The 22,792-nt window shown below is 71.8% G+C and carries 21 protein-coding genes; 10 read left to right on the plus strand and 11 right to left on the minus strand.

All coding sequences use genetic code 11. The features are described from left to right. Positions 1–32 precede the first annotated feature (32 nt). On the plus strand, positions 33–1,232 hold the full coding sequence (locus QRX60_RS38840; protein ID WP_285996444.1) for a Glu/Leu/Phe/Val dehydrogenase dimerization domain-containing protein: 1,200 nt from the start codon (positions 33–35) through the stop codon (positions 1,230–1,232). Between the two features lie 49 nt (positions 1,233–1,281). Here QRX60_RS38840 and pip read toward each other — a convergent pair whose 3' ends face one another. The 5 genes from pip to QRX60_RS38865 all read right to left on the minus strand — a co-directional run bounded on the left by pip (position 1,282) and on the right by QRX60_RS38865 (position 5,432). After that, a complete protein-coding gene (gene pip, locus QRX60_RS38845; RefSeq protein WP_285996445.1) occupies positions 1,282–2,223 on the minus strand; it encodes a prolyl aminopeptidase in 942 nt (313 codons plus the stop codon). A gap of 77 nt (positions 2,224–2,300) precedes the next feature. Then, positions 2,301–3,029, minus strand: coding sequence for an ESX secretion-associated protein EspG (locus QRX60_RS38850; protein ID WP_286003789.1), 729 nt, complete (start codon positions 3,027–3,029; stop codon positions 2,301–2,303). 34 nt (positions 3,030–3,063) lie between these two features. Then, positions 3,064–4,383 (minus strand): hypothetical protein, encoded by a 1,320-nt coding sequence (locus tag QRX60_RS38855; RefSeq protein ID WP_285996446.1) that lies wholly within the window; start codon positions 4,381–4,383, stop codon positions 3,064–3,066. 3 nt (positions 4,384–4,386) lie between these two features. Then, on the minus strand, positions 4,387–4,992 hold the full coding sequence (locus QRX60_RS38860; protein ID WP_286003790.1) for a DUF3558 domain-containing protein: 606 nt from the start codon (positions 4,990–4,992) through the stop codon (positions 4,387–4,389). 47 nt (positions 4,993–5,039) lie between these two features. Next, positions 5,040–5,432 carry a hypothetical protein gene (locus QRX60_RS38865; RefSeq protein WP_285996447.1) on the minus strand — a complete coding sequence of 131 codons (393 nt, stop codon included), beginning with the start codon at positions 5,430–5,432 and terminating at the stop codon, positions 5,040–5,042. 186 nt (positions 5,433–5,618) lie between these two features. Between QRX60_RS38865 and QRX60_RS38870 the strand changes: the two genes are divergently transcribed. The 6 genes from QRX60_RS38870 (at position 5,619) to QRX60_RS38895 (ending at position 12,002) form a co-directional block, all read left to right on the plus strand. Beyond that, a complete protein-coding gene (locus QRX60_RS38870; protein WP_284749347.1) occupies positions 5,619–6,200 on the plus strand; it encodes a TetR/AcrR family transcriptional regulator in 582 nt (193 codons plus the stop codon). A 23-nt stretch (positions 6,201–6,223) separates the two neighbouring features. Beyond that, a complete protein-coding gene (locus QRX60_RS38875; protein ID WP_285996448.1) occupies positions 6,224–6,790 on the plus strand; it encodes a TIGR03086 family metal-binding protein in 567 nt (188 codons plus the stop codon). Positions 6,791–7,005: 215 nt separating this feature from the next. After that, entirely contained in the window at positions 7,006–8,343 is a 1,338-nt protein-coding gene (locus tag QRX60_RS38880; protein WP_285996449.1) for a hemolysin family protein, read from the plus strand. After that, on the plus strand, positions 8,340–9,383 hold the full coding sequence (locus QRX60_RS38885) for a hemolysin family protein (RefSeq protein WP_285996450.1): 1,044 nt from the start codon (positions 8,340–8,342) through the stop codon (positions 9,381–9,383). The genes QRX60_RS38880 and QRX60_RS38885 overlap by 4 nt, the downstream gene beginning before the upstream one ends. Then, a complete protein-coding gene (locus tag QRX60_RS38890; protein WP_285996451.1) occupies positions 9,380–10,261 on the plus strand; it encodes a 3-methyladenine DNA glycosylase in 882 nt (293 codons plus the stop codon). Before QRX60_RS38885 ends, QRX60_RS38890 begins: the two co-directional genes overlap by 4 nt. 805 nt (positions 10,262–11,066) lie before the next feature. Further along, on the plus strand, positions 11,067–12,002 hold the full coding sequence (locus tag QRX60_RS38895) for a substrate-binding domain-containing protein (RefSeq protein WP_285996452.1): 936 nt from the start codon (positions 11,067–11,069) through the stop codon (positions 12,000–12,002). On the opposite strand, the gene QRX60_RS38900 is transcribed toward QRX60_RS38895, so the two are convergent. Both QRX60_RS38900 and QRX60_RS38905 read right to left on the minus strand, forming a co-directional pair. Continuing rightward, positions 11,999–12,772, minus strand: coding sequence for an aldo/keto reductase (locus tag QRX60_RS38900; RefSeq protein WP_285996453.1), 774 nt, complete (start codon positions 12,770–12,772; stop codon positions 11,999–12,001). The genes QRX60_RS38895 and QRX60_RS38900 overlap by 4 nt on opposite strands. Positions 12,773–12,815: 43 nt before the next feature. Beyond that, positions 12,816–13,622, minus strand: coding sequence for a helix-turn-helix domain-containing protein (locus QRX60_RS38905; protein WP_408630168.1), 807 nt, complete (start codon positions 13,620–13,622; stop codon positions 12,816–12,818). A gap of 181 nt (positions 13,623–13,803) precedes the next feature. Here QRX60_RS38905 and QRX60_RS38910 point away from each other — a divergent pair, with 181 nt between their 5' ends. Then, entirely contained in the window at positions 13,804–14,163 is a 360-nt protein-coding gene (locus QRX60_RS38910; RefSeq protein ID WP_285996454.1) for a nuclear transport factor 2 family protein, read from the plus strand. A gap of 51 nt (positions 14,164–14,214) precedes the next feature. Here the strand turns inward: QRX60_RS38910 and QRX60_RS38915 are convergent, their stop codons facing one another. Continuing rightward, positions 14,215–15,369, minus strand: a complete 1,155-nt coding sequence (locus QRX60_RS38915) for an NAD-dependent epimerase/dehydratase family protein (protein ID WP_285996455.1) — start codon at positions 15,367–15,369, stop codon at positions 14,215–14,217. Between the two features lie 222 nt (positions 15,370–15,591). Here QRX60_RS38915 and QRX60_RS38920 point away from each other — a divergent pair, with 222 nt between their 5' ends. Then, a complete protein-coding gene (locus tag QRX60_RS38920; protein ID WP_285996456.1) occupies positions 15,592–16,089 on the plus strand; it encodes a GtrA family protein in 498 nt (165 codons plus the stop codon). Here the strand turns inward: QRX60_RS38920 and QRX60_RS38925 are convergent. Together QRX60_RS38925 and QRX60_RS38930 are read right to left on the minus strand one after the other, a co-directional pair. Beyond that, a complete protein-coding gene (locus tag QRX60_RS38925; RefSeq protein ID WP_285996457.1) occupies positions 16,019–18,193 on the minus strand; it encodes a glycosyltransferase family 2 protein in 2,175 nt (724 codons plus the stop codon). The genes QRX60_RS38920 and QRX60_RS38925 overlap by 71 nt on opposite strands. Beyond that, positions 18,190–19,137 carry an NAD-dependent epimerase/dehydratase family protein gene (locus QRX60_RS38930; protein WP_285996458.1) on the minus strand — a complete coding sequence of 316 codons (948 nt, stop codon included), beginning with the start codon at positions 19,135–19,137 and terminating at the stop codon, positions 18,190–18,192. Before QRX60_RS38930 ends, QRX60_RS38925 begins: the two co-directional genes overlap by 4 nt. Before the next feature lie 398 nt (positions 19,138–19,535). On the opposite strand from QRX60_RS38930, the gene QRX60_RS38935 reads away from it, so the two are divergent. Continuing rightward, on the plus strand, positions 19,536–19,640 hold the full coding sequence (locus QRX60_RS38935; protein ID WP_408630169.1) for a LuxR C-terminal-related transcriptional regulator: 105 nt from the start codon (positions 19,536–19,538) through the stop codon (positions 19,638–19,640). A 32-nt stretch (positions 19,641–19,672) separates the two neighbouring features. Here the strand turns inward: QRX60_RS38935 and gcvP are convergent, their stop codons facing one another. Beyond that, positions 19,673–22,561, minus strand: a complete 2,889-nt coding sequence (gene gcvP, locus QRX60_RS38940) for an aminomethyl-transferring glycine dehydrogenase (protein ID WP_286003792.1) — start codon at positions 22,559–22,561, stop codon at positions 19,673–19,675. Between the last annotated feature and the right edge of the window lie 231 nt (positions 22,562–22,792).

Below are 22,792 nucleotides of genomic sequence, written 5' to 3' on the forward strand. Positions count from 1 at the left end.
CGCCCCGACTTCCCCCGGAGGTGAGTGGCCTGATGACCCCGCGCAAGGCCGAGCCGCTGATGCGGCTCACCTGGACCGACCCCGTGACCGGCGCCAACGGCTACCTGGTCGTGCACAGCCTGGTCTCCGGCGTCGCCACCGGCGGCACCCGGATGCGGGCGGGCTGCACGATGAGCGAGGTCGAGGACCTCGCCCGGGGCATGGCCAACAAGACCGCGACCTTCAACCTGCCGGTCGGCGGGGCGAAGGGCGGCATCGACTTCGACCCGAAGGACCCGCGGGCGTTCGGCGTGCTGAAGCGGTTCTGCGCGTTCCTGCGGCCGTGGCTGGACGCGCACTGGGTGACGGCCGAGGACCTGGGCGTGCCGCAGCACCTCATCGACGAGGTGTTCGCCGAGCTCGGGCTGGAGCAGTCGTACCACGCGGCGATCGCCCGTTCGGCCGACCCGGCGCGCACCCTGCGCCGGGTGCAGGCGGGCCTCAACGCGCCGGTACCCGGCGGGCTGCTGCTCGGCGACGTCGTCGGCGGCTACGGCGTGGCGCAGGCGTGCCTCGGCGTCGCGGCGGCGTGGGACTGGGACGTGCGCGAGACGACCGTGGCGATCCAGGGCATCGGCACCATGGGCGGCGGCGCGGCCTGGTACCTGCACGAGGCCGGCATGAAGGTGGTCGCGGTGGCCGACGCCGCGGGCACGCTGTACGACCCGGCGGGCCTCGACGTCCCGGCACTGCTGGAGCTGCGCGACCGCTTCGGCGAGGTGGACCGGTCCCGGCTGCCCGCCGGGGTGCGCTCGCTCCCGCGCGAGGCGGTCGTCGGCATCGACGCGGACATCTTCGTGCCGGCGGCGATCTCGTACGCCCTGCGGCCGGACAACGAGAACCTGGTCAAGGCGTCCGTGGTCGTCGAGGCGGCCAACGCGGCGACTACGCCGGAAGCCGAAGCGGCGCTTTCGGCCCGGGGTGTCGCGGTGGTGCCGGACTTCGTCGCCAACGCGGGCGCGGCGGCGTGGGCGTGGTGGCTGCTGCTGGGCGAGGTCGGCGCGGACCCGGCCGACTCGTTCCTGCGGCTGCGCACGGAGATGCAGGCCAAGGTCGCGCTCCTGCTGGCCGACTGGAAGATGGACCGGCTGCCGCTGCGCGTCACCGGGCTGAAGCTGGCCGAGACCACCCGCGCCCAGCGTGCCGAGGCGGCGCTCGCGCCGGAGGGCGAGCCGGCGCTGCTCATCCCGTGAGCCGGGGGTCCGCGCGGCGCCCGGGTGGGGCGCCGCGCGGGTAACCCCGTTACCGGGCGAAGCGATCGGTCGCGCCGACCAGGACGTCCTGCATCGGGGCGTCCGACGTCGAGTGCCCGATGTCGGCCAGCATGACCAGTTCGCTGCCCGGCCAGCCGTGGTGCAGCAGCCACGGGGTGCCGACGAGGTTGCTCGTGTCGAGCACCCCCTGGGCCAGCACCGCGGGGATTCCGGCCAGCTTGCCCAGGTTCCGCAGGATCTCTCCGTCGGGCAGGAACGCCCGGTTGCTGAAGTAGTGCGTGACCAGCCGGGCGAAGCAGAGCCGGTAGGCCGGGTCCTCGAAGACGTCGTGCGGCGGCACGCCGGGCAGCATGGCGTCTTCCCAGGTACACCAGTCTTTCGCGGCTTTGTTGTGCACGACGGGGTCCGGGTCCAGCAGCAGCCGGTTGTAGGCGGCGGAGAGGTCGCCGTCGCGCTCGCTTTCCGGGACGCCTTCGCGGAACTTCGCGAAGCCCTCCGGGAAGTATGCGCCGAGACCGCGGATGAGCATTTCGATCTCGAGGAAGCGGTCGGTGGCCAGGCCCATCAGCACCATCTCGCTGACCCGGTCGGTGTGCCGCAGGGCGTACGTCAGGCTGAGCACCGAGCCCCAGGAACCGCCGAACAGCAGCCACTTCTCGATGCCGAGCCGGGTGCGGAGCAGCTCGAAGTCGGCGACGAGGTGGTCGGTGGTGTTGGCGGAGAGGTCGGCGACCGGGGCGCCGGCGTGCGGGGTGCTGCGGCCGCAGCCGCGCTGGTCGACGAGCACGACCCGGTACTTCGCCGGGTCGAAGTACCGCCGGAGGTTCGTCGAGCACCCGGACCCGGGCCCGCCGTGCACGACCAGCGCCGGCTTGCCGTCCGGGTTCCCGCAGGTCTCCCAGTAGATCTCGTGCCCGTCACCGACGTCGAGCAGGCCGTGTTCGTACGGTTCGATCGCGGGATAGAGCATCAGCGCGTCCTTCCACCGGAATACAACAGCGCTGTCACGTTACCGCCGAAAACCGATGGACGCGTGCCTTTTTCCGGTCAGACGAGGGCGCCGGCCAGCTCCATGAGCGTGTCGGCCAGTTCCCGCGGGCCCGCCGGGCCGATGTGGATGACGGCGTCGTCGCCCGTGCCGGAGGTGTAGCTGAGGTAGCGCCCCCAGTCCGTGTCGGCGTAGTGCAGCGGCTGCCGCAGGCAGGTGTGGCGCCCGACGTCGTCCCGGCGGCCGACGTAGAGCTCCCCGCTGCCCGAAACCGGGCGCTGGACGAGGCTGACGACGTCGGCGATCGCCGGGTCGAGCGGGTAGGCCTCCTGGCCGCGGCGGGCCGCCTCGGTCAGGTCCGCCACCCGGACGGCGCGCGGGTGGCCGCCGCCCGCGCCCACCGGCGGCAGCTGCTCGACGAGCGACTCGGCGAGCCGGTTCCGGTCGATCTCCTGGACACCGACCTGCGTCCCGTCGGAGACAGCCAGGATCGCCTGGAGGCCGCTCGCGGCGGCGAGCACGCCGTAGGTCTGGCCCTCGACGCCGACCCAGCCGTAGCACTCCCGTGCCGGGTTCACCAGCAGCGGGAGCCAGTCGAGGAAGTCGACGGTGGCCCGGCCGCGCGCGTCGACCAGCCCGGCTTCGGCCAGCGCGGCGTCGACCCGCTTGCCCGCCTCGTCGCGCTCCTCGTCCGAGAGCCACAGCGGCTCCGGGCGCAGGGTGATGTGCAGCTGACCGACTTGCTCGCGCTCGGCCAGTGCGGCCAGTGCCTCGACCGGAACGTCCACCCGGCCTGTTGCCACGTCCACCCGCCTACTCGCTCTACTCGCCGATGACCGGCGGGCTGGTCCGCTGGTCGGTACCGAAGATCGCATCCGGATCCGCTTCGATCAGGAAGTCCGGGCGCTGGTGCTCGTCATCTTCCTCGCCCTCGCCCCGGCGCCCGCCGGCACCCATCGGTCCCATCTGCCCGGACCGCCCGGCGGCCGACCGCGCGGCGGCGGCTTCCGCGGCGGCGGCGTTGCCGAGGCCGCCCATGCCGGAGCCGCGGCCGCTGCCGAGCCCGCGCTCACCCGCGGCGCCCGCGCCGCTCCCGCCGCCGGTTCCGCTCCCGCCGACGGGACGGCCGTTCGAGTCGAGCAGCCGGCTGCCGGCGTTCCCGCTGGTCGGCCCGCGGCCGCCGGGGCTCGAGTTCGGGTCGCTGCCGAAGGTGTTCGGGTAGTTCTGGCCGCCCCCGCCGGTGCTGGTCGGGTAGAAGTCGATCCCGTCGGTGCTGATCGGCGTCTTGCCCGGCCGGTCCGTGGTCGTCTGCCCGGGCCGGGTCGTCGTGGTCGGCCGGCCGGTGCCGGTCGTGTGGGTCTCGTCGCCGGGCCGGTCGGTGCCGCCCGGGCGGTCGGTGCCCCCGGGCCGGTCCGTGCCACCCGGGCGGTCGGTGCTGCCCGGGCGGTCGGTACCGCCGGGCTGGTCGGGGCCGCCGGTGTGCCTGGTGTCGACGCTGGTGGTCGAGGTGTGATCGTCGGAGCCGGGGGGATTCGGCTTCAGCTCGTGTTCGTCGATGATGTGCGGCGGCCCGATCGGCGGCGGGCCGCCGCCCTGGTTCACGGCGATCGTCGAGCCGTCGGACTCGAGTACCCCGTAATCCGTCGGCAGCGCCGCCCTGGTGCTGTCGGTGGCGTTGCTGTACTGGTCCATCACGCGGACGTTCGTCTCGTTCGCCGCGTTGTACTTCGCCATGCCCTCTTGGTAGTTGTCGATGTCGTCCTTGGCCATGAACGGCCCGGCGATCGGGATCGCGGCCTTCAGGCCGACGCTCCAGGGGCTGGGCTTTTCGGGCTTCGGCGGCACCTCGACGACGCTGTGGCTCGAATCGTCGAACACAGCGGCCTGGGTCCTGACGGAATCGGTCGTCGCGTCCAGCGGAACCGAACTGTCGCGGAAGGCCATTTCCAAGGGGCCCGCGCCCGCGTTCGCGGCGTCCGCCGCGTCGCCGCTCCAGGAGGTCACCATGCGTTCCTGCAGCGCCTTGATGCTCGCACCGTGCTCCATGTAGGTGTCGGACAGCTGCTGGACCGTCTCCGCCACCTGCTGCAGCCCTTTGGTGTCACCCTGTCTGAAGTTGTCGAAGATCTGCTTGCCGTCCACTCGTCAGGCCCCCTTGAGTGTCTTGATGATGCTGGACGCCACCTGGGTGGCCGCCCCGCAGGAGTCGTCCTGCCCCTCGTAGCCCTGGGCGTACACGTCGATCGCGAGGTCGTCGGCGATACCGAGGCCGAGGCCGCAGTTGCCCTTCGGGCGGTCGTCCTGGATGCCGAAGTAGACGGCCGGATAGCCCTCGACGTCCGGAGCGCGCTCGAGAAACCGGATGTAGGTCTTGTTCTGGTAGCCCCCGTAAAGCCCGGCCAAGCCGCCCGCCCCCCGGTCGCGGGTTCCCGTCCCGATCTCCACGGACAGGCCGATGCCTTCACCGTGCCGCGTCCACGAGCAGGACGGACCCGCCTGGGTGAACGCTGTGTCGCCCTTGGCCTGGTACACACCCGGGTCCGTGTAGCGCAGCGGGGTCAGGACCTCCTGCGGGACGATCGCACAGGTGTCGGAGACGTACTTGCTCGCGTCCAGGGGAACGGAGACCTTGGGCACGTCGGGATCCGCGGACGGTGCGTCCGTCGCCGCCGACGATCCCGCCGTCGACGGAGAGGCCGTACCTCCGGTCGTCGTGGTGCACGCGGTCGCGAGTCCCGCGGAAACGGTCACGAGGACCGCCAGGACACCCAGTTTGCTTCGGAACAAGTTCGGCTCGCCTATGCCTTGAAGGTGTCGGACATGTCCTGGTCGGTGACCATGGTCTTCGACTGCGCTTCCTTGAGCTTCTTGATGTAGTCCCGCGCGTACTTCTGCATCGACGTGTTCTGGTTGAGCAGCGCGATGATCGAGTCGGAACTGGTCGAGGCGAAGCTCCCGCTGGCCGGATCCTTGCCCGGCGCCGCCCCGCTCTGCACGACGAGGTGCTGGATCTTGGTGCCGTCCTCGACGATCTTGTCGAGGACGTCCTCCCACTGACCGATCACCGCGGAAAGCTCCTGGGGGTCCATCTTGAACTGGCCACCCTTGCCCCCGCCGTAGACCCGGCCCGGGGTGTCCAAGACGTCGCCCCACAGCGCCTGTGCCGCCTGCCCGGCTTCGCCGATGATCACGCCCCGCACCTTCCCCTCAGTTCACCCACCGTGATGGTGCAAAGATTAGCCAACTGTCTCACGCCGTGTCAGCGAATCGCCGCAACGTTCCGACGATGGGGCCACCGGTTCGGTTCCCGGACACTCCGGGTCACAGTACGTACGTACGGATTGCGAGATCCCGGTCCGCGGTGCCAGGATTTCAGGATGCCACGCGTAAGCCAGGATCACCTCGACGCACGCCGGCGCCAGATCCTCGACGGCTCGCGCGTGTGCTTCGCACGCTACGGCTACGAAGGTGCCACAGTCCGGCGCCTGGAGGAAGCCACCGGGCTGTCGCGCGGGGCCATCTTCCACCACTTCCGCGACAAGGAGTCGCTCTTCCTCGCCCTCGCCGAGGACGACGCCATCCGAATGGCCGACGTCGTCGCCGAGCAGGGCTTGGTCCAGGTGATGCGGGACCTCCTCGCCGGCGGTGACCACCCCGCCGACTGGCTCGGCACCCGCCTCGAGGTCTCCCGGCGGCTGCGCACCGATCCGGAGTTCCGCGCCCGCTGGGCCGAGCGGTCCGAGCAGCTGACCACCGCCACCCGCCTGCGCCTGCTGCGCCAGCGTGAGGCCGGGATCCTGCGCGACGACGTCGACGTCGACGTCCTCACCGCGTTCCTGGAGCTCGTCCTCGAAGGCCTGGTCTCGCACCTGGCCATGGGCCTGCCGGCCGCCGGCCTCGGCCCGGTGCTCGACCTCGTCGAGGAGACCGTGCGGCGGCACCGGCCGGGCACCGCCTGATCCGGCGTGGTCAAATGGCCCGCGTGGATCTTCTCGAGGCGCATGGCCACGCGTTGCGGGCCTTCGGCGACGCGGTACACGCCGCCGGCGACGCCGACTGGGGCCACCGGACGCCGTGCACCGACTGGACCGTCCGCGATCTCGTGAACCACCTCGTCGCCGAGCAGCTCTGGGCGCCTTCGCTGCTGGCCGGCGCCACTCTGGACGACGTGGGCGACCGCTTCGACGGCGACGTCCTCGGCGGCGACCCGGTGGCCGCCTGGGACGCGGCCGCCGAAGCCGCCCGCGAAGCCTTCCTCGACGACGGCGTGCTCGAACGCGCGGTGCACGTGTCGGCGGGGCTGCTCCCCGCCCGCGAGTACGGCTGGCAGATGACGATCGACGCGGCCGTGCACTCGTGGGACCTCGCGACGGCGCTGGGTCTCCCCTGCCCGGTGACCGAGGACCTCGCCGAGCGGCTCCTCGACGTCGTCCGGCCGTGGGTGGACGAGTGGCAGGGGCTCGGCATCTTCGACCCGCCGGTCCCGGTCCCCCGCGGCGCGGGGCCGGCCGCGCGGCTCGTGGCCCTGCTCGGGCGGCAACCGCGGTGAACCACCCGCCGAGGTGAGCGCGCCGACACACCGATATTCCGGCGGGCAGCGCCGGGGACACGTTAAGATTGTCCGCATATTCGCAGTACACGCCGATTTCCTGCTGGGAGTGACCGTTTCGTGCGCGCAGCGCAGTCACCTGGTGACAGTACCGAGCCGGGTGACCGACCCGGCTGTCCGATAGGTTCATCCCCCGCCGCCCGGGCGGGCGCGGAATGATCCAGATCCTCTTCGCCGTGCTCGGCGTCCTCCTCTTCGTGCTGCTGACCGCCGGCACCGGGCTGGCCGTCGCGGCCGAGTTCTCGCTGACCGCGCTCGAGCGCAGCACCGTCGACGCCAACGTCCGCCAGGTCGGCGACCGCCGGTCGCTGACCGTCCAGAAGGCACACCGGACGCTGTCCTTCCAGCTCTCCGGCGCCCAGGTCGCGATCACGCTCACCACGCTGGTCACCGGGTACCTGGCCGAGCCGCTCATCGGCGAGCTCGTCCGGCCGCTGCTCACCGGCGTCGGGCTCCCGGAGGGGTTCGCGTCCGGGGCGTCGATCGTGCTCGCCCTGATCATCGCCACCTCGCTGTCGATGATCCTCGGCGAAATGGTGCCGAAGAACCTCGCCATCGCCCGGCCGCTGCCGACCGCACGCGCCGTGGCCGGCTACCACTCGCGGTTCTCGGCGCTCTTCCGGTGGCTCATCACGCTGATGAACAACAGCGCGAACTTCCTCGTGCGCAAGTTCGGCGTCGAGCCCCAGGAGGAGCTGCGGTCCGCGCGCTCGCCGCAGGAGCTGGGCTCGATCGTGCGGTCCAGCGCCGAAAGCGGCACGCTCGACACGTCGACCGCGGAGCTGCTGGACCGCTCGCTGCGGTTCGGCGAGCGCACCGCGGAGGAGCTCATGACCCCGCGCGTGCAGCTCGAATCGCTCGCGACCGGCGACACCATCGAGGACCTCATCGACCTCTCGCGCCGCACCGGGTTCTCCCGCTTCCCGGTGCACGCCGAGGACCTCGACGACGTCCGCGGCGCCGTGCACGTCAAGCAGGCTTTCGCCGTCCCCGCGGCGGACCGGGCCGCCGTGCCGATCGGCTCGGTCATGCGGCCGGTGCCGACGGTTCCCGAGTCCCTCCCCGGCGACGACCTGCTCGACCGGCTGCGCGACTCCCGCTTCCAGCTGGCGATCGTCGTCGACGAGTACGGCGGCACGGCCGGCCTCGTGACCCTGGAAGACGTCGTCGAGGAGATCATCGGCGACGTCCGCGACGAGCACGACGACCGCGAGGCGCCGGCGGCGCAGCAGGTCGGCACCGACAGCTGGCTGGTGTCCGGGCAGCTGCGCGCCGACGAGGTCACCGACGTCACCGGGTTCCGGATGCCGGACGGCGACTACGAGACCATCGCCGGGCTGATCCTCGAGCGGCTGGGCAAGATCCCCGCCGAGGGTGACGCCGCCGAGGTCGACGGCTGGCGGCTCACCGTCACCACGATGGACAAGCGCCGGATCGCCGAGGTCGAAGTCGCCCCGGTCCGGGCGGCGGCGGAAGCCGAGGTGACCTCGTGAGCGACTGGCTGAACATCGCCCTGGTCGTGGTCCTGCTGCTGACCAACGCCTTCTTCGTCGGCGCGGAGTTCACGCTGATCTCCTCGCGGCGGGACAGGCTCGAAGCGTTGCTGGAGCAGGGCAAGACGCGCGCGAAGATCGTGATCAACGCGAGCAAGCACGTGTCGCTCATGCTCGCCGGCGCGCAGCTGGGCATCACCATCTGCTCCCTGCTGCTCGGCCGCCTCGGCGAGCCCGCGATCGCGCACCGGCTCTCGGCGTTCTTCGACCTGCTGGGCCTGCCCGAGACACTGCTGCACGCGGTCTCGTTCGCCATCGCGCTGGCGATCATCACCGTGCTGCACGTCCTGATCGGCGAAATGGTGCCGAAGAACCTCGCGATCGCCGAGCCCGAGCGGCTCGCGCTGTGGCTGGTGCCGGTGCACGTCGGGTGGGTCAAGATCGCCAACCCGTTCATCTGGCTGCTGAACTTCGTCGCCAACTCGCTGCTGCGCGCGGTGAAGGTCGAGCCGAAGGACGAGCTCGAGACGGCCTACACCTCCGACGAGCTGGCCGAGCTGCTCAGCGAGTCGCGGCGGGAAGGCCTGATCGACCAGTCCGAGCACCGGCGGCTCACCCAGACGCTGTCGTCGGTGCAGAAGACGGTGGCCGACGTGCTGGTCCCCACCGCCGAGCTGACGACCCTGCCCTGCGGGCCGACCGTCGGCGACGTCGAGCAGGCGGTTTCCTCCACCGGCTTCTCGCGGTTCCCGGTGTGCACCGACGACGGGCGGCTGACCGGCTACATCCACGTCAAGGACGTCCTCGAGCTGGCCGGTCACGACCCGGCGACGATCGTGCCCGACGCGAAGACGCGCCCCCTCACCGAGCTGCGGGCCGACGCCCGCCTCGACGTCGCGCTTTCGGCCATGCGCAAGGAAGGCAGCCACCTGGCGCGGGCGCTGGACGTCGACGGGAAGGCCGTCGGGGTCGTCGCGCTCGAGGACCTCGTCGAGGAGTACGTGGGCACGGTGCGCGACGGAACCCACGTGGGCGCATGACCGCCGTCGACGTGCTCGCCGAACCGGACTGGCTGGCCCGGGAGGCGGCGCACGTCGAGCGGATGCGGCGGTGGACGGTCCCGCACCAGGAGCGGCGCTCGCGGGGCGAGAAGCACCCGGTGCTGGACTTCCTGTTCACCTACTACTCGTACCGGCCGTCGCACCTCGAGCGGTGGCAGCCCGGGCCCGGCGTCGCGCTCGCCGGACCCGCGGCGCGGCGCTTCCTGGACCGCAAGGGGTACGTCGAGACCGCCGACGGCGTGGTCCTCGACCCGGGGGGCTTCACCGAAGGCAAGGCGCGGACGGCCGAGTTCGTCCTCGGCCTGCTGACCGCGACGGCGTCCCGCGCGCCGCGGCTGAGCTGCTTCGGGCTGCACGAGTGGGCGATGGTCTACCGCGAGCCGGCCGACTCGGTGCGGCACAACCAGGTCCCGCTCCGGCTGGGCTCGGCGGGCACCGACGCCGTCGTGGAGTCCTCGGACATCCGGTGCGGGCACTTCGACGCGTTCCGGTTCTTCACCGACGGCGCCCGGCCCAGGAACGGGCTGACGCCGTCCCGGGAGACGCAGGTCGCACTCGAGCAGCCGGGGTGCCTGCACGCGAACATGGATCTGTTCAAATGGGCTTACAAGCTCGATCCGTTCGTGCCCGCCGAGCTCGTGGCGGACGCTTTCGAGCTGGCCGCCGAGATCCGGACGCTGGACATGCGGGCGAGCCCGTACGACCTGGCGGCGCTCGGCTACCCGCCGGTGCGGATCGAGACGGCCGAGGGACGGGCGGAGTACGCCCGGGCCCAGGGTGACTTCGCCCGGCGGGCGGCACCGGTGCGTGCCCGGCTGATCGCGCACTGCCATCGCCTGGTCAGCGCAGCACCCTGAGTACGCGCCACTGTGAGTCAGATTATTCTCTCACTGATACTCACCTGTTAGGGTGATAACGGTTTCATTGCATCGCAGCGCGTGCTTGACATGCGCAGACGCCGAAAGGACGACGATGGGGCGACACACCCGGGACGACGAGCCCGTGCCGCACCCTCAGGACCGTGCCGGGGCGCCGGGCGGACGCCGCCCGCACCCGGGTGAGGCCGCGGGCTCTTCCCGCGCCGCGGGACGTGGTGAGGCCTCGGGCGCGTACCCGGTCGCCGGCCAGGGCGCGTCCCGGACCCCGAAGCGCAGTTCCATCTCCGAGGCGTTCGGGATCGCCGGCCGCGGCGCGGCCGGGCGCGGTGAATCGTCGGGTTACTTCGTTTCCGGGGGCGGCGAGTCCTCCGGCTCCTATCCCGTCGCCGGGCACGGCGAGACTTCCGGTTCCTACCCCGTCGCTGGGCGCGGTGAGTCGTCCCCCGCCGCCCGCCGCGGTGAAACTTCAGGCTCCTATCCCGTCACCGGCCGCAGCGAGACCTCCGGCTCCTACCCCGTCGCGGGGCGCGGTGAGTCGTCTCCCGCTGCCCGCCGCGGTGAAACCTCGGGTTCCTACCCCGTCGCCGGCCTCGGCGATTCTTCCGGCGCCCACCCCGTCGCGGGGCCCGGTGGGCCCTCCACTGCCGCTCGCCGCGGTGAGGCTTCCGGCTCCTACCCCACCGTCGGCCGCGGGGACTCGTCCCCCACCGCCCGTCGTGGTGAGTCTTCCGGTTCTTACCCTGGCACCGGCGGCGGCCGCCGCCGAGGCAAAGCCGCCCCGGCCGTGCGCCGGGAGGAGTCCGCGGCCGAGCGGACCGAAGTCATCACCCGGCACGACGACACCTCCGGCGACTACCCGATCACCGCCCGCAACGAGCCGTCCGGAGCCTTCCGGGCCGTCGGCCGGGGCGAAAACACCGGCTCCCACCGCACTCTCGAGCGTGAAGAAGCCACCGACAGCGAAACCACCTCGCGCCGCGGCCGACGTCACCGCGAAGCCGCCGACGACGAGAACCCCGGCCGCCGGCGCGTCCCCGGCCGCAGCGACACCACCGCGCCCTCCGGCAAGAGCGAGACCACCGGCTCGCACCGGACCCTCGGCAAAGGCGAGGCTACCGGGTCGCACCGGATCGTCGGCAAGAAAGCCCCCCGGCGCCGGATCGCCACCTGGCCGATCGCCTGTGCCGTGCTCGCCGCCCTGATCGGGCTCGGCGTGATCGGCTGGAACTGGGCCGACAGCGAGCTCAACAGCCGCGCCGAGGCGCAGGCGGCCAGCTGTTCCGGGGGCACGTCCCAAATGCGGATCCTCGTCACGCCGAGCGTGCAGAAACCCGTCACCGCCGCTGCCGACCGCTGGAACCAGGCCGCGACCGTCGTCCACGGCCAGTGCGTGCACGTGACGGTCGAGGCCAAGCCCTCCGCGCAGGTGCTCGACGCGCTGGTCGGCCGGACGAACCTCGACGCGATCGGCGGGCTCCCGGCCGCCTGGCTGCCCGAATCGTCGTACTGGGTCAGCGAGCTCACCACCAAGAAACCCGAGATGATCGGCTCCCCCGCCCAGTCGGTGGCGAGCGCGCGGTCGGCGGACTACCCGTTCATCGGGCTCACCGGGCAGGGCATCGACGACACCGTGCTCCGCGCGGCCCAGACCTTCCGGGAGTACCTCGAGCAGCCGCCCCAGCAGGCCGACTTCGCCGCCGCCGGGATCAAGACCGCCTAGACGCGCGTGCCGTTGTCGAGCTCGGCCACCACGGCGAGGTCGTCGTCGGCCAGCTCGAAGTCGAAGATCCCGAAGTTCTCGCGGGTCCGGGTCGTCGTGGCCGAGGCCGCCACGGCGACCGTGCCGACCTGCAGGTGCCACCGCAGCACGATCTGCGCCGGGGTCTTGCCGTACTTCGCCGCGAGCGCGGTGACCGTCTCGTCGGCCAGCAGGCCGGCGTTCGCGGCCGGGCTCGTCGCGGCGGTCACGATGCCGCGCTCGGCGTGGAACTCGCGCAGCGGGAGCTGCTGCAGCCACGGGTGCAGCTCGACCTGGTTCAGCACCGGGACGGCGCCGGTGGCGTCGATCAGCCGGCGCAGCTCCGAGACGCCGAACCCGGCGACGCCGACCGCGCGGACGTGGCCTTCGGCGCGAAGCCGGCTCAGGGCCCGCCAGGTGTCGGTGAACGCGCCTTTCGTGCCGTCCAGCAGGCACAGGTCGGCCCGTTCGAGCCGGAGCGCGGTCAGTGCCTGGTCGGCGGCCCGGCGGGCGGCGTCGTAGCCCTGGGCAGGCACCTTGAAGCTGACGAACAGCTCTTCGCGGGGCACTCCGGCGAGCGCCTCGCCGGCCGCGGCCTCGGTTCCCGGCGCGGTGTCGAAGCCCCGGTAGCCGATGTCGAGGGCGACGCGGACGGCCCGGCCGGTTTCGGCCGCGGTCAGTCCCGCGACACCGAACAGCAGCTGGGGGATGCGGACTCCGTCGGACAGGGCGAGCGAAGGCGGGACGGCCATCTACCGGTGATCCTCACGTCGGATGCTGCGCGGGTGTCCTCCATCATTCCACCGTCGCGGCCCGCTCGCGCAGGTATCCGGCCGTCGCCGGGTCGGCCGGGAAGAACGACTCGATCACCAGTTCCGCGACCGTGACGTCCAGGGGCGTGCCGAACGTGGCCACCGTGCTGAAGAACGTCAGGTCGGTGCCCTCGTGGCGGAACTTCAGCGGCACGAAGATGTCACCCGGTCCAGGGACCTCCACCTCGGGCACCGGCTGGTCGCACGGGTAGCCGCGCAGCTCGTCCAGGAGGTCGGTGAGCCCGGGGTCCGCGGTCTGGCTCACCTGGCGGCGGAGCCGGCCGAGCAGGTGGGCGCGCCACTCGCCCAGGTTGAGGACGTGCGGGGCCATGCCGTCGGGGTGCAGGGTCGCGCGCAGGACGTTGGTGGTCAGCTCGGGCGGGATCCCGGCGACGAACAGGCCGGTGGCGGTGTTGGCGTCGACGAGGTTCCAGTTCCGGTCGACGACGGCGGCCGGGTAGGGCTCGTGGCTCGCGAGCAGCTGCCGGACGGCCTCGCGGACGGCGGTCATCCCGGGGTCTCCCAGCGCGTTCTCGGTGTAGGCGGGCGCGAACCCGGCGGCGAGCAGCAGCCGGTTGCGCTCGCGCAACGGCACGTCGAGGTGCTCGCCGAGGCGCAGCACCATGTCCCGGCTCGGCCGGGAGCGCCCGGTTTCCACGAAGCTGAGGTGGCGGGTGGAGATGTCCGCCGAGATCGCGAGGTCCAGCTGGCTGATCCGGCGCCGGTCGCGCCATTCCCGCAGCAGTTCCCCGACGGGCCGCTGTCGCCCGGCCTGCACCGTAGTCGTCACGCGAGCGACGCTACGACGATCACCGGGTCGTTGCCATTACTTCGGGGGTAATGCCCGCGCCCGGCCCGCTCGCCGCCGCCGCATTACCTCGCGCGTAATCGACGGGCCGCCGCTCGTCCGCCAAAGTCGGTCTCAGCGCAGGACGACGACAACCCGTTGTCCCCCAACGAAAGGAACCACCATGACCGACGTTCGCGGCATCGTCGAGCAGTACATCGCCGTCTGGAACGAGACCGACGACGACAAGCGGCGGGCCCTCATCGCCGACGTCTTCACCGACGGCGCCGGCTACACCGACCCGCTCGGGGCCGTCACCGGGCACGACGGGATCGACCAGTTCATCGGCGGGGCGCAGCAGCAGTTCGCCGGACTGGGTTTCAGCCTGCCCGCCGAGCCCGACGCGCACCACGACCTCGCGCGGTTCCAGTGGTACCTCGGCACGGCCGGCGCCGAGCCGGTCGCCATCGGGTTCGACGTCGTCGAGCTCGAGGACGGGAAGATCGCCAAGGTGCACGGCTTCCTGGACAAGCTGCCGGGCTGAAACGCGGCGTGCGGGCTCCCGGGCAGGGGAGCCCGCACGCCACCCGCACCGCTAGCCCTTCAGCGCGCCCCGCCAGCGCACGGTCGGGCGTAGCTTCTCCGGGTTCACCCGGTGCTTGTTGGCCCCCACGATGTCGAACATCGACTCGATCAGCGTGTCCGAGAGCAGGTGCGGCTCCAGCCCCAGCCCGACCAGCCCGGTGTGCTTCACGTTGTAGTAGTGCTCCGGCGTCTCGGTGCGCGGGTTCTCCAGCTGCTCGATCTGCACCGGCCCGGGGAACCGGTCGGCGACGAGGTCGGCGATCCCGGCCACCGACATGCTCTCGGTCATCTGGTTGAAGACGCGGAACTCCCCCGCCTCGGCCGGGTTCTCCACGGCGAGCCGGATGCATTCGACGGTGTCGCGGATGTCGATCAGGCCGCGCGTCTGGGCACCCTTGCCGTACACGGTCAGCGGCTGGCCGAGCACCGCCTGGATGACGAACCGGTTCAGCACGGTGCCGAACACCGCGTCGTAGTCGAAGCGGGTCGCCAGCCGCGGGTCGAGCGCCGTCTGCGGCGTCTGCTGGCCGTACACGACGCCCTGGTTCAGGTCCGTCGCGCGCAGCCCCCACGCGCGGCAGGTGAATTCGATGTTGTGCGAATCGTGGACCTTGGTCAGGTGGTAGAACGACCCGGGCCGCTTCGGGAACAGCACCCGGTCGGAGCGCCCGTTGTGCTCCAGATCCAGCCAGCCTTCTTCGATGTCGACGTTCGGCGTGCCGTATTCGCCCATCGTGCCCAGTTTGACCAGATGGATCGCCGGGTCGATCTCCGCGATCGCGTACAGCAGGTTCAGGTTCCCGATCACATTGTTGTGCTGCGTGTACACCGCGTGCTCGCGGTCGATCATCGAGTACGGCGCCGACCGCTGCTCGGCGTAGTGGACGATCGCGTCGGGCGCGAAGTCGCGCACCGCGCCGAACAGGAACTCCGCGTCCAGCAGGTCGCCCTCGTAGCTGCCGATCGTGCGCCCGGAGACCTCCTGCCACGCGGCGATCCGGTCGGCCAGGGATTCGATCGGGACGAGGCTTTCGACACCGAGTTCGGCGTCGTAGCCGCGGCGGGCGAAATTGTCGAGAACGGCTACCTCGTGGCCTTTGTCCGATAAGTGCAACGCGGTCGGCCAGCCCAGATATCCGTCACCGCCGAGAACCAGCACTCGCATTGTGCCGCCTTTCCTGCTCGTTTACGCCACAAGCATGCCGATCCGACGAACGAGCAGAGGCTTGCAAGAACCCGACGCTGCTGAAACCGGGGCTCCGCCACCCGGAACCCCCGAAGAAAGCTATCGATCACCTGCTGATGAGGACCTGGCAAATAGCTGTGAATCTCCTATGCGTAGGGGACCCGGACGGCGGCGCCCCGGGCCCGCGGGGAGGATGGGGGCATGACGACCGTAACCAACGGTGTGCGGCCCCGCACAACGGACGAAACCCGCCGCCGCGGCTGGGCCCGGCTGGCGCGCGCCGCGGCGACGTCCGTCGCGGCCACGGTCGTCAGCCAGGTCGTGCTGCTCGCGGTCCTGGCCACCGGCGGCGCCGCGGCCCTGGCGAGCACGCTGGCCTGGGCGGCCGGCGCGGTGCTCAACTTCGTGGTCACCCGCCGCTGGGTGTGGGGCCGCACCGGGCGCCCGCGCCTGCGCCGCGAACTGCTGCCCTACCTCGTCGTCATCGGCCTCGGCGGGCTCGCGTCGGTCGGCCTCACGACGCTGGCCGGCTCCCTGCTGACGCCGCTGGACCTGCCGCACTTCTGGTGGGTCGTGCTCGTCGACGGAGCGTACGTGGCCAGTTACGCGCTGGTGTTCGTCGTGAAGTTCACCCTGCTCGACCGGCTCGTGTTCGGCCGCGGCGCAGCACGTACCCCCGCCACCACGTCCCCGTCATGACCCGGGCGTAGTTGGCGCCGTAGACGACACTGCCGCCCTTCTTGCTCTTGCCCGCCTTGCGCAGCCGCATGCTCATCGGCAGCTCGACGACCCGGGCGCCGCGCGCGGTCACGCCGAGCATCAGCTCCGACGACTGGTACTGCGGTTCGTTGAGCGGAACCGAGCAGGCCAGGTCCGCCCGCATCGCGCGGAAGCCGAACGACGTGTCGGTGATCCGCCGGCCGGTCAGTACCGAGGCCAGGGCGGCGAACACGCGCACGCCCAGCCACCGGACGCGGCTGTCGGCCTCTTCGTGACCCAGCCGGCGGGAGCCGGTGACGAAGTCCGCGGTGCCCTCGACGACCGGCCTGACCAGGGCTTCCAGCTCGCTGTTGTCGTACTGGCCGTCGGCGTCGGTCGTCACGACGTACTCGGCACCGGCTTCGGCCGCGAGGTGGTAGCCCAGGCGCAGGGCAGCGCCCTGGCCGCGGTTGCGGGGCGCGACGCAGACGTGCGCACCGTGCTCTTCGGCGATCGCCGCGGTGTCGTCGGTGCCGCCGTCGACCACGACGAGCACGTCGACCCGCATGCCGAGGCACTCGTCCGGCATCTTCTCCAGGACTTCGCCGATGCCGCCGGCCTCGTTGTACGCCGCGATCACGACGGTCAGCGGGGCCAGTTCCAGGCCGGGGTGACGGCCGCGGAAGTCGTCGAGGGCGCCCTGGTCGACGTCGTCGGGGAACGCGGCGAGGCGTTTCCGGCTGGCCGACGTCAGGGTGGTGAAGCCGAGCGCGCCGGCCACCGGGAGGAGCACCAGCGCCGGGATCTGGTAGCGCCAGGAGAACTGGAACACCGCGGAGGCGAAGAGCAGGATCAGGCCGCTCGACGCCGCCAGCAGCGCCCCCGCCTGCGCCCGGTCCAGCGGCTTCTTGCGGCGGAACACCGTCAGCAGGCCCAGCAACGCGCCGATGCCGAGCATCACGCCCGGCACGTAGCCGCCGCCGAGCTGGTAGTCGCGCACGATCCTGGCCAGCGGCTGGTCGACGCTCGCGACGACACCGTCGTTCTGCTGGGTGACCAGGTCGATCAGCGACTGGTCGGCCCACTGCGGGTAGGTGAGCTGGAACTGCCACCGGTCCAGGGGGACGTCGGTCGGGTCCTGCTCGCGGGTCCAGGCGAAGCTCTTGGCGAAGTCCTTCAGCACCGCTTCCGCGACGTCGCCGGGCTGCTCCTTCAGGACGTCGACGGCGAACTCGTGTGCCAGCGCGGCCTTGTCCGCGCCCGGCGGCAGCGGGCCCGGCCAGTTGGGGTCGAGGTCGGCGTGGGTGTAGTTGTCCACGAGCCGGTTCTCGCGCGGCTCGGTCGGGCAGAACACCTGCAGCACCGGGTCGAGGTGGAGGTTCGCGCAGTCGGCGACGGCGGCGGTGCGGCCGTAGAGCATGTTCCCGGACGGCCCGGTCAGCCCCCACTTGCCCGTCTCCGCGTGCACCCGCGCCGAATAGGGCACGAGCACGACGAGCAGGCCCAGCAGGCCCGCCCCCGCCCGGCGCCAGCCCACCCACCGCCGCCACGCTCCCCCGGCGACGACCAGGAACACCAGCAGGGGCAGGGCGACGGAGATCCCGACCAGCCGCGTCAGCACGCCGAAGCCGAGCAGCAGCCCGGCGACGCCGGCGCGTTTCCAGCCCGGCGTGCCCCAGCCGAGCAGCAGCCACAGCAGCCCGAGCAGGACGGCCTCGAAGACCACCTCGGACATGATGTTCTGCTCGATCTGCAGCTGGTAAGCGTCGAGCAGCACCGGCACCGCGGCGAGCGCGCCGACCCACGGCCGGCCGCCGAGGCGCAGTACCAGCGCGTACAGGCCGACGGCGATCAGGAGCCCGCCGACGTGCTGGACGGCCGCGACCCAGGCCAGCCCGCCGACCGCCAGCAGCGGACGCAGCACGAGGTCGTAGCCGATCGGGTTCAACTGGTCGGCGCGCAGCGCGTGCAGGTTGTCGATGTAGCGGAACGAATCGATGTACAGCAGCGCGGGCCGGTAGGCCAGCCAGGTCAGCACCCGGAGCGTGATCGCCGGGACGAGGAGCAGGAGCAGCAGCCAGTGCCGCCGGGCGAACGCCGTCATAGTGTCGCGTTTGGACGGTCGAGCCCGGAGAAGTACTTCCACGCCGTGGCCAGGCCGTCGGTCAGCGACACGGACGGCTCGTAGCCGATCGTCGCCGCGCTCGCCGAGACGTCGACGACCACTGCGGGCATCTCCCCCGCCGGCGCCTCGACGTGCTCGACCGGCAGCTCGGCGCCGGTCACCTCGCGCACGGCCTCGACCATCTCCAGCACGGAAACCGAGCGCCCGGCGCCGACGATCGCGCGGCCGGTGTGGCCGCTGTCGAGGGCCAGCAGGATCGCGCGGACGACGTCGTCGACGTGCACGAGATCGCGGCGCTGGCGGCCGTCGCCGTAGACCTTGACGCCGGTGCCGGTCAGCGCGGCACGCATCATGCGCGGCACGAAACTGTCCTTGTGGGACATTCCCGGGCCGTAGACGTTGGTGAACCGCAACGCACACGTCGTCATGCCGTACGCGCCGGCGTAGCCCGAGAGCAGCATTTCGCACGCCGCCTTGGTGGCGCCGTAGGGCGTCAGCGGCCGCAGCGGCAGGTCCGGGGTGATCGTCGCGGTGCCGACGTTGCCGATCACCGCGTTGGTCGAGGCGAGCAGGAACCGGGGCACTTCGCGCCGGCGCGCCAGCTCCAGCAGTTCCTGGGTCACCAGCACGTTGTCGGCGAAGGTGTCTTCGGGCAGCTCAACCGACTTCAGCACCGATGTCAGCGCGGCGAGGTGCACGATGCCGGCAGTCTCCGGCGTCACGGCTTCCTCGCGGACGGCCGCGTCACGCAGGTTGCCGGTCACCACGCGGACGCCCTCGGCGTCGTCGGGGAACGGGACCCGGTCCGCGACGGTGACCGGGACGTCCCGGTCGCGGAGGGCGCGCACGACGGCCCGGCCGATGAAGCCGCTGCCGCCGGTCACGACCACGGACGTCCGATCAGGACCGTGCCCACTCGCCATGGCGTCAACCTACCTCCCGTTCCTGTGCGGGCTCGGCCCGACGTACGCACACTGCGTATGGCCGCCTGCCCCGGTGGTCGGTGTTCTTGAGGGGTCATGAAGCACAGGGGAGGAAGGCCCACCATGAAACGACTCTTCACCGTTCCGGCGCTGCTGCTGGCTTCGCCGGCCGGGGCCCCGACCGTGTCGGCCGCGTCCTGACACTCAGCCGGTCCCGGCCCGGGACCACGAGCTGGTCGCACTGCTCGCACCCCACCTGGCCCAGGCGTTCGCCCGGGAAGAGCGGCCGGCGGTCCGGCCGGCCACGGTGACGGTGCCCGGGCTGACGCCCCGCGAGCAGGAGGTGGCGCACCTCGTCGCGCGGGCGGCGCCCGACCGCGAGATCGCCCGGCGGCTGGGTGAGCCCGCGGACGGTGCAGAAGCACCTCCAGCAGATCTACCGCAAGCTCGGCCTGGCGAGCCGGACCGAGCTGATGGTCCACCTGGCCGACACGGGGTCGTGAGTGCGTAACAGTGTTAGAACACTGTTACGCACTCACGACCGCTGGGCGAAGGCTTCCGGGGGCGGGCACGAACAGACCAGGTGCCGGTCCCCCGCCGCGCCGTCGATGCGGCGGACCGGGGGCCAGATCTTGGCCGCGCCGGTGCCGCCCGGGAACACGGCCGTCTCGCGGCTGTACGGCCGGTCCCAGTCGCCCGCCAGGCAGCGCGCCGTGTGCGGGGCGTGCCGCAGCGGAGAGTCCGCCAGGGACCACTCGCCCGAGGCGATCCGGTCGATCTCGGCGCGGATGGCGATCATCGCGGCGCAGAACCGGTCCAGCTCGACCAGGTCCTCGCTCTCGGTGGGCTCCACCATCAGCGTGCCCGCGACCGGGAACGACATCGTCGGAGCGTGGAGCCCGTAGTCCGCCAGCCGCTTCGCGACGTCGTCGACCGTCACGCCGGTCGCCTTCGTCAGTGGCCGCAGGTCGAGGACGCACTCGTGCGCGACGAGCCCTTCGCGCCCCGCGTACAGCACCGGGTAGTGGTCCCCGAGCCGCCGCGCGACGTAGTTGGCGTTGGCCACCGCCACGAGGGTCGCCCGGCGCAGGCCGTCCGCGCCCATCATCCGGATGTAGGCCCACGAAATCGGCAGGATCGACGCACTGCCCCAGGGCGCCGCGCTGACCGGGCCGACGCCCGTCTCCGGGCCGGCGGCCGGCTGCAGCGGGTGGTTCGGCAGGAACGGCGCCAGGTGGGCGCGGACCCCGATCGGGCCGACGCCGGGTCCGCCACCGCCGTGCGGGATGCAGAACGTCTTGTGCAGGTTGAGGTGCGAGACGTCGGCGCCGAACCGGCCGTACTGGGCCACGCCGATGAGCGCGTTCAGGTTGGCGCCGTCGACGTACACCTGCCCGCCCGCGTCGTGCACCAGCGCGCACACCTCGCCGACGGTGTCTTCGTAGACCCCGTGCGTGGAGGGGTAGGTGATCATGATCGCGGCCAGGTCGGCGCCGTGGTCGTCCACAGTGGACCGCAGGTGCGCGACGTCGATGTTGCCTTCGTCGTCGCAACGGACGACGACCACCTGCATGCCGGCCATCACGGCGCTCGCCGCGTTCGTGCCGTGTGCGCTCGCCGGGATGAGGCAGACGTCGCGCTCGCCCTCGCCACGTGAACGGTGGTAGGCGCGGATGGCCAGCAGCCCGGCGAACTCGCCCTGGCTGCCCGCGTTGGGTTGCAGCGAAACCGTGTCGTAGCCGGTGATCCGCGCGAGCCAGGCACCCAGGTCGGCGACCACCTCGAGGAGGCCGGCCGCGTCCTCGGCGGGCGCGAACGGGTGCAGCCCGGCGAACTCGGGCCAGGTGATGGGTTCCATCTCGGCGGTGGCGTTGAGCTTCATGGTGCACGATCCGAGCGGGATCATGCTGCGGTCGAGCGCGACGTCCTTGTCCGCGAGCTGCCGCAGGTAGCGCAGCAGTGCGGTTTCCGAGCGGTGGGCGTGGAACACCGGGTGGGTGAGGAACGCGCTGGTGCGCCGCAGCGGCGCCGGGAGCGCGTCCGCCGTGTCCGCGTCGAGACCATCCACATCGGACACCGAGACGCCGAACGCCTTCCACACCAGGGAAAGGTGTTCGCGGGTGGTCGTCTCGTCGCAGGCGACGCCGACGTGGTCGCCGTCGATCCGCCGCAGGTTCACGCCGAGGTCGCGGGCCGCCGCGACGACCGTGTCCGCCCGGCCCGGCACCGCCGCGGTGACGGTGTCGAAGAACTCGCCGTGGACGACGCCCACGCCGCCCTCGCAGAGACCGGCCGCGAGCACGGTGGCCATCCGGTGGGCGCGCAGCGCGATCCCGCGCAGTCCGTCGGGTCCGTGGTACACCGCGTACATCGACGCCATCACCGCCAGCAGGACCTGCGCGGTGCAGATGTTCGACGTCGCCTTCTCGCGGCGGATGTGCTGCTCGCGGGTCTGCAGGGCGAGCCGGTACGCGGGTGCGCCGTCGGCGTCCTTCGAGACGCCGACCAGCCGGCCCGGCAGCTGCCGTTCCAGGCCCTTCCGGACCGCGAGGTAGCCCGCGTGCGGGCCGCCGAAGCCGAGCGGGACGCCGAAGCGCTGCGTCGACCCGACGGCGACGTCGGCGCCGAGTTCGCCCGGTGGGCGCAGGATGGTCAGCGCGAGGGGGTCGGCGGCGACGATGACCGCCGCGCCGTGCTTCTTCGCGTCGGCGATGGTGAGGTCCAGCTCGCGCACCGCGCCCGACGCGCCGGGGCAGGACAGCAGGATCCCGAAGAAGTCGCCGCCGAGGCCGAGTCCGGTCAGCCCCTGGGACAGGTCTTCGACGACCAGTTCGATGCCGAGGGGTTCGGCGCGGGTGCGGAGCACGGCGAGTGTCTGCGGCAGGGTGTCCCGGTCGACGACGAACCGGTTCGAGGCGGTCTTCCCGGCCCGCCGCACGAGTGTCATGGCCTCGGCCGCGGCGGTGGCCTCGTCGAGCAGGGAGGCGTTCGCGACGGGTAGCCCGGTCAGGTCGGCGACCATGGTCTGGAAGGTGAGCAGGGCTTCGAGCCGGCCTTGCGAGATCTCGGGCTGGTAGGGCGTGTACGCGGTGTACCAGGCGGGGTTCTCGAGCACGTTGCGGCGGATCACGGGCGGGGTGACGGTGTCGTGGTAGCCGAGGCCGATCATCTGGGTCATCGGCCGGTTCCGCGCGGCGAGCTCGCGGAGTTCGGCGAGGGCCTGGGCTTCGGTGGCGGCCGGGGGAAGTTCGAGCGGGCCGGCGGAGGCGCGCAGCGACTCGGGAACAGCACGCTCGGAGAGCTCGTCGAGAGAAGCGACGCCGACGACGTCGAGGATCCGGCGGAGTTCGTCCGGCCCGGGCCCGATGTGCCGGTCGGCGAAGGGGATGCCCTGTTCCAGCGAGGCGAGCGACAAGTCCACGATGGCCTCCTCCGAACGGCGGTGTCTACCCAACCCGACTGTAAACGCGAAGGTGACCACGGCGGGGGGTCCGGGGCGGAGCCCGCCGGGCGGGGTGCGGGGGTTGCACCCCCGCAAACACCGCGGAGGGTTCAGGCGAGCGCTCTGCGCGAGCAGGGTCCACCCGAACCCGGAGGAAACCCTCCCCACTCTGTCCGTACCCGTAGGGCGCCTGAGAGTTTCGCCCGAGGTTGA

This window comes from Amycolatopsis mongoliensis (assembly GCF_030285665.1).
Classification (GTDB): domain Bacteria; phylum Actinomycetota; class Actinomycetes; order Mycobacteriales; family Pseudonocardiaceae; genus Amycolatopsis; species Amycolatopsis mongoliensis.

What these genes read in the sequence shown, in the direction of transcription:
- QRX60_RS38840 (WP_285996444.1), top strand. Translation starts at nt 33, where the DNA reads ATGACCCCGCGCAAGGCCGAGCCGCTGATGCGGCTCACCTGGACCGAC.
- pip (WP_285996445.1), bottom strand. Translation starts at nt 2,223, where the DNA reads ATGCTCTATCCCGCGATCGAACCGTACGAACACGGCCTGCTCGACGTC.
- QRX60_RS38870 (WP_284749347.1), top strand. Translation starts at nt 5,619, where the DNA reads ATGCCACGCGTAAGCCAGGATCACCTCGACGCACGCCGGCGCCAGATC.
- QRX60_RS38880 (WP_285996449.1), top strand. Translation starts at nt 7,006, where the DNA reads ATGATCCAGATCCTCTTCGCCGTGCTCGGCGTCCTCCTCTTCGTGCTG.
- QRX60_RS38890 (WP_285996451.1), top strand. Translation starts at nt 9,380, where the DNA reads ATGACCGCCGTCGACGTGCTCGCCGAACCGGACTGGCTGGCCCGGGAG.
- QRX60_RS38900 (WP_285996453.1), bottom strand. Translation starts at nt 12,772, where the DNA reads ATGGCCGTCCCGCCTTCGCTCGCCCTGTCCGACGGAGTCCGCATCCCC.
- QRX60_RS38910 (WP_285996454.1), top strand. Translation starts at nt 13,804, where the DNA reads ATGACCGACGTTCGCGGCATCGTCGAGCAGTACATCGCCGTCTGGAAC.
- QRX60_RS38915 (WP_285996455.1), bottom strand. Translation starts at nt 15,369, where the DNA reads ATGCGAGTGCTGGTTCTCGGCGGTGACGGATATCTGGGCTGGCCGACC.
- QRX60_RS38920 (WP_285996456.1), top strand. Translation starts at nt 15,592, where the DNA reads ATGACGACCGTAACCAACGGTGTGCGGCCCCGCACAACGGACGAAACC.
- QRX60_RS38925 (WP_285996457.1), bottom strand. Translation starts at nt 18,193, where the DNA reads ATGACGGCGTTCGCCCGGCGGCACTGGCTGCTGCTCCTGCTCCTCGTC.
- QRX60_RS38930 (WP_285996458.1), bottom strand. Translation starts at nt 19,137, where the DNA reads ATGGCGAGTGGGCACGGTCCTGATCGGACGTCCGTGGTCGTGACCGGC.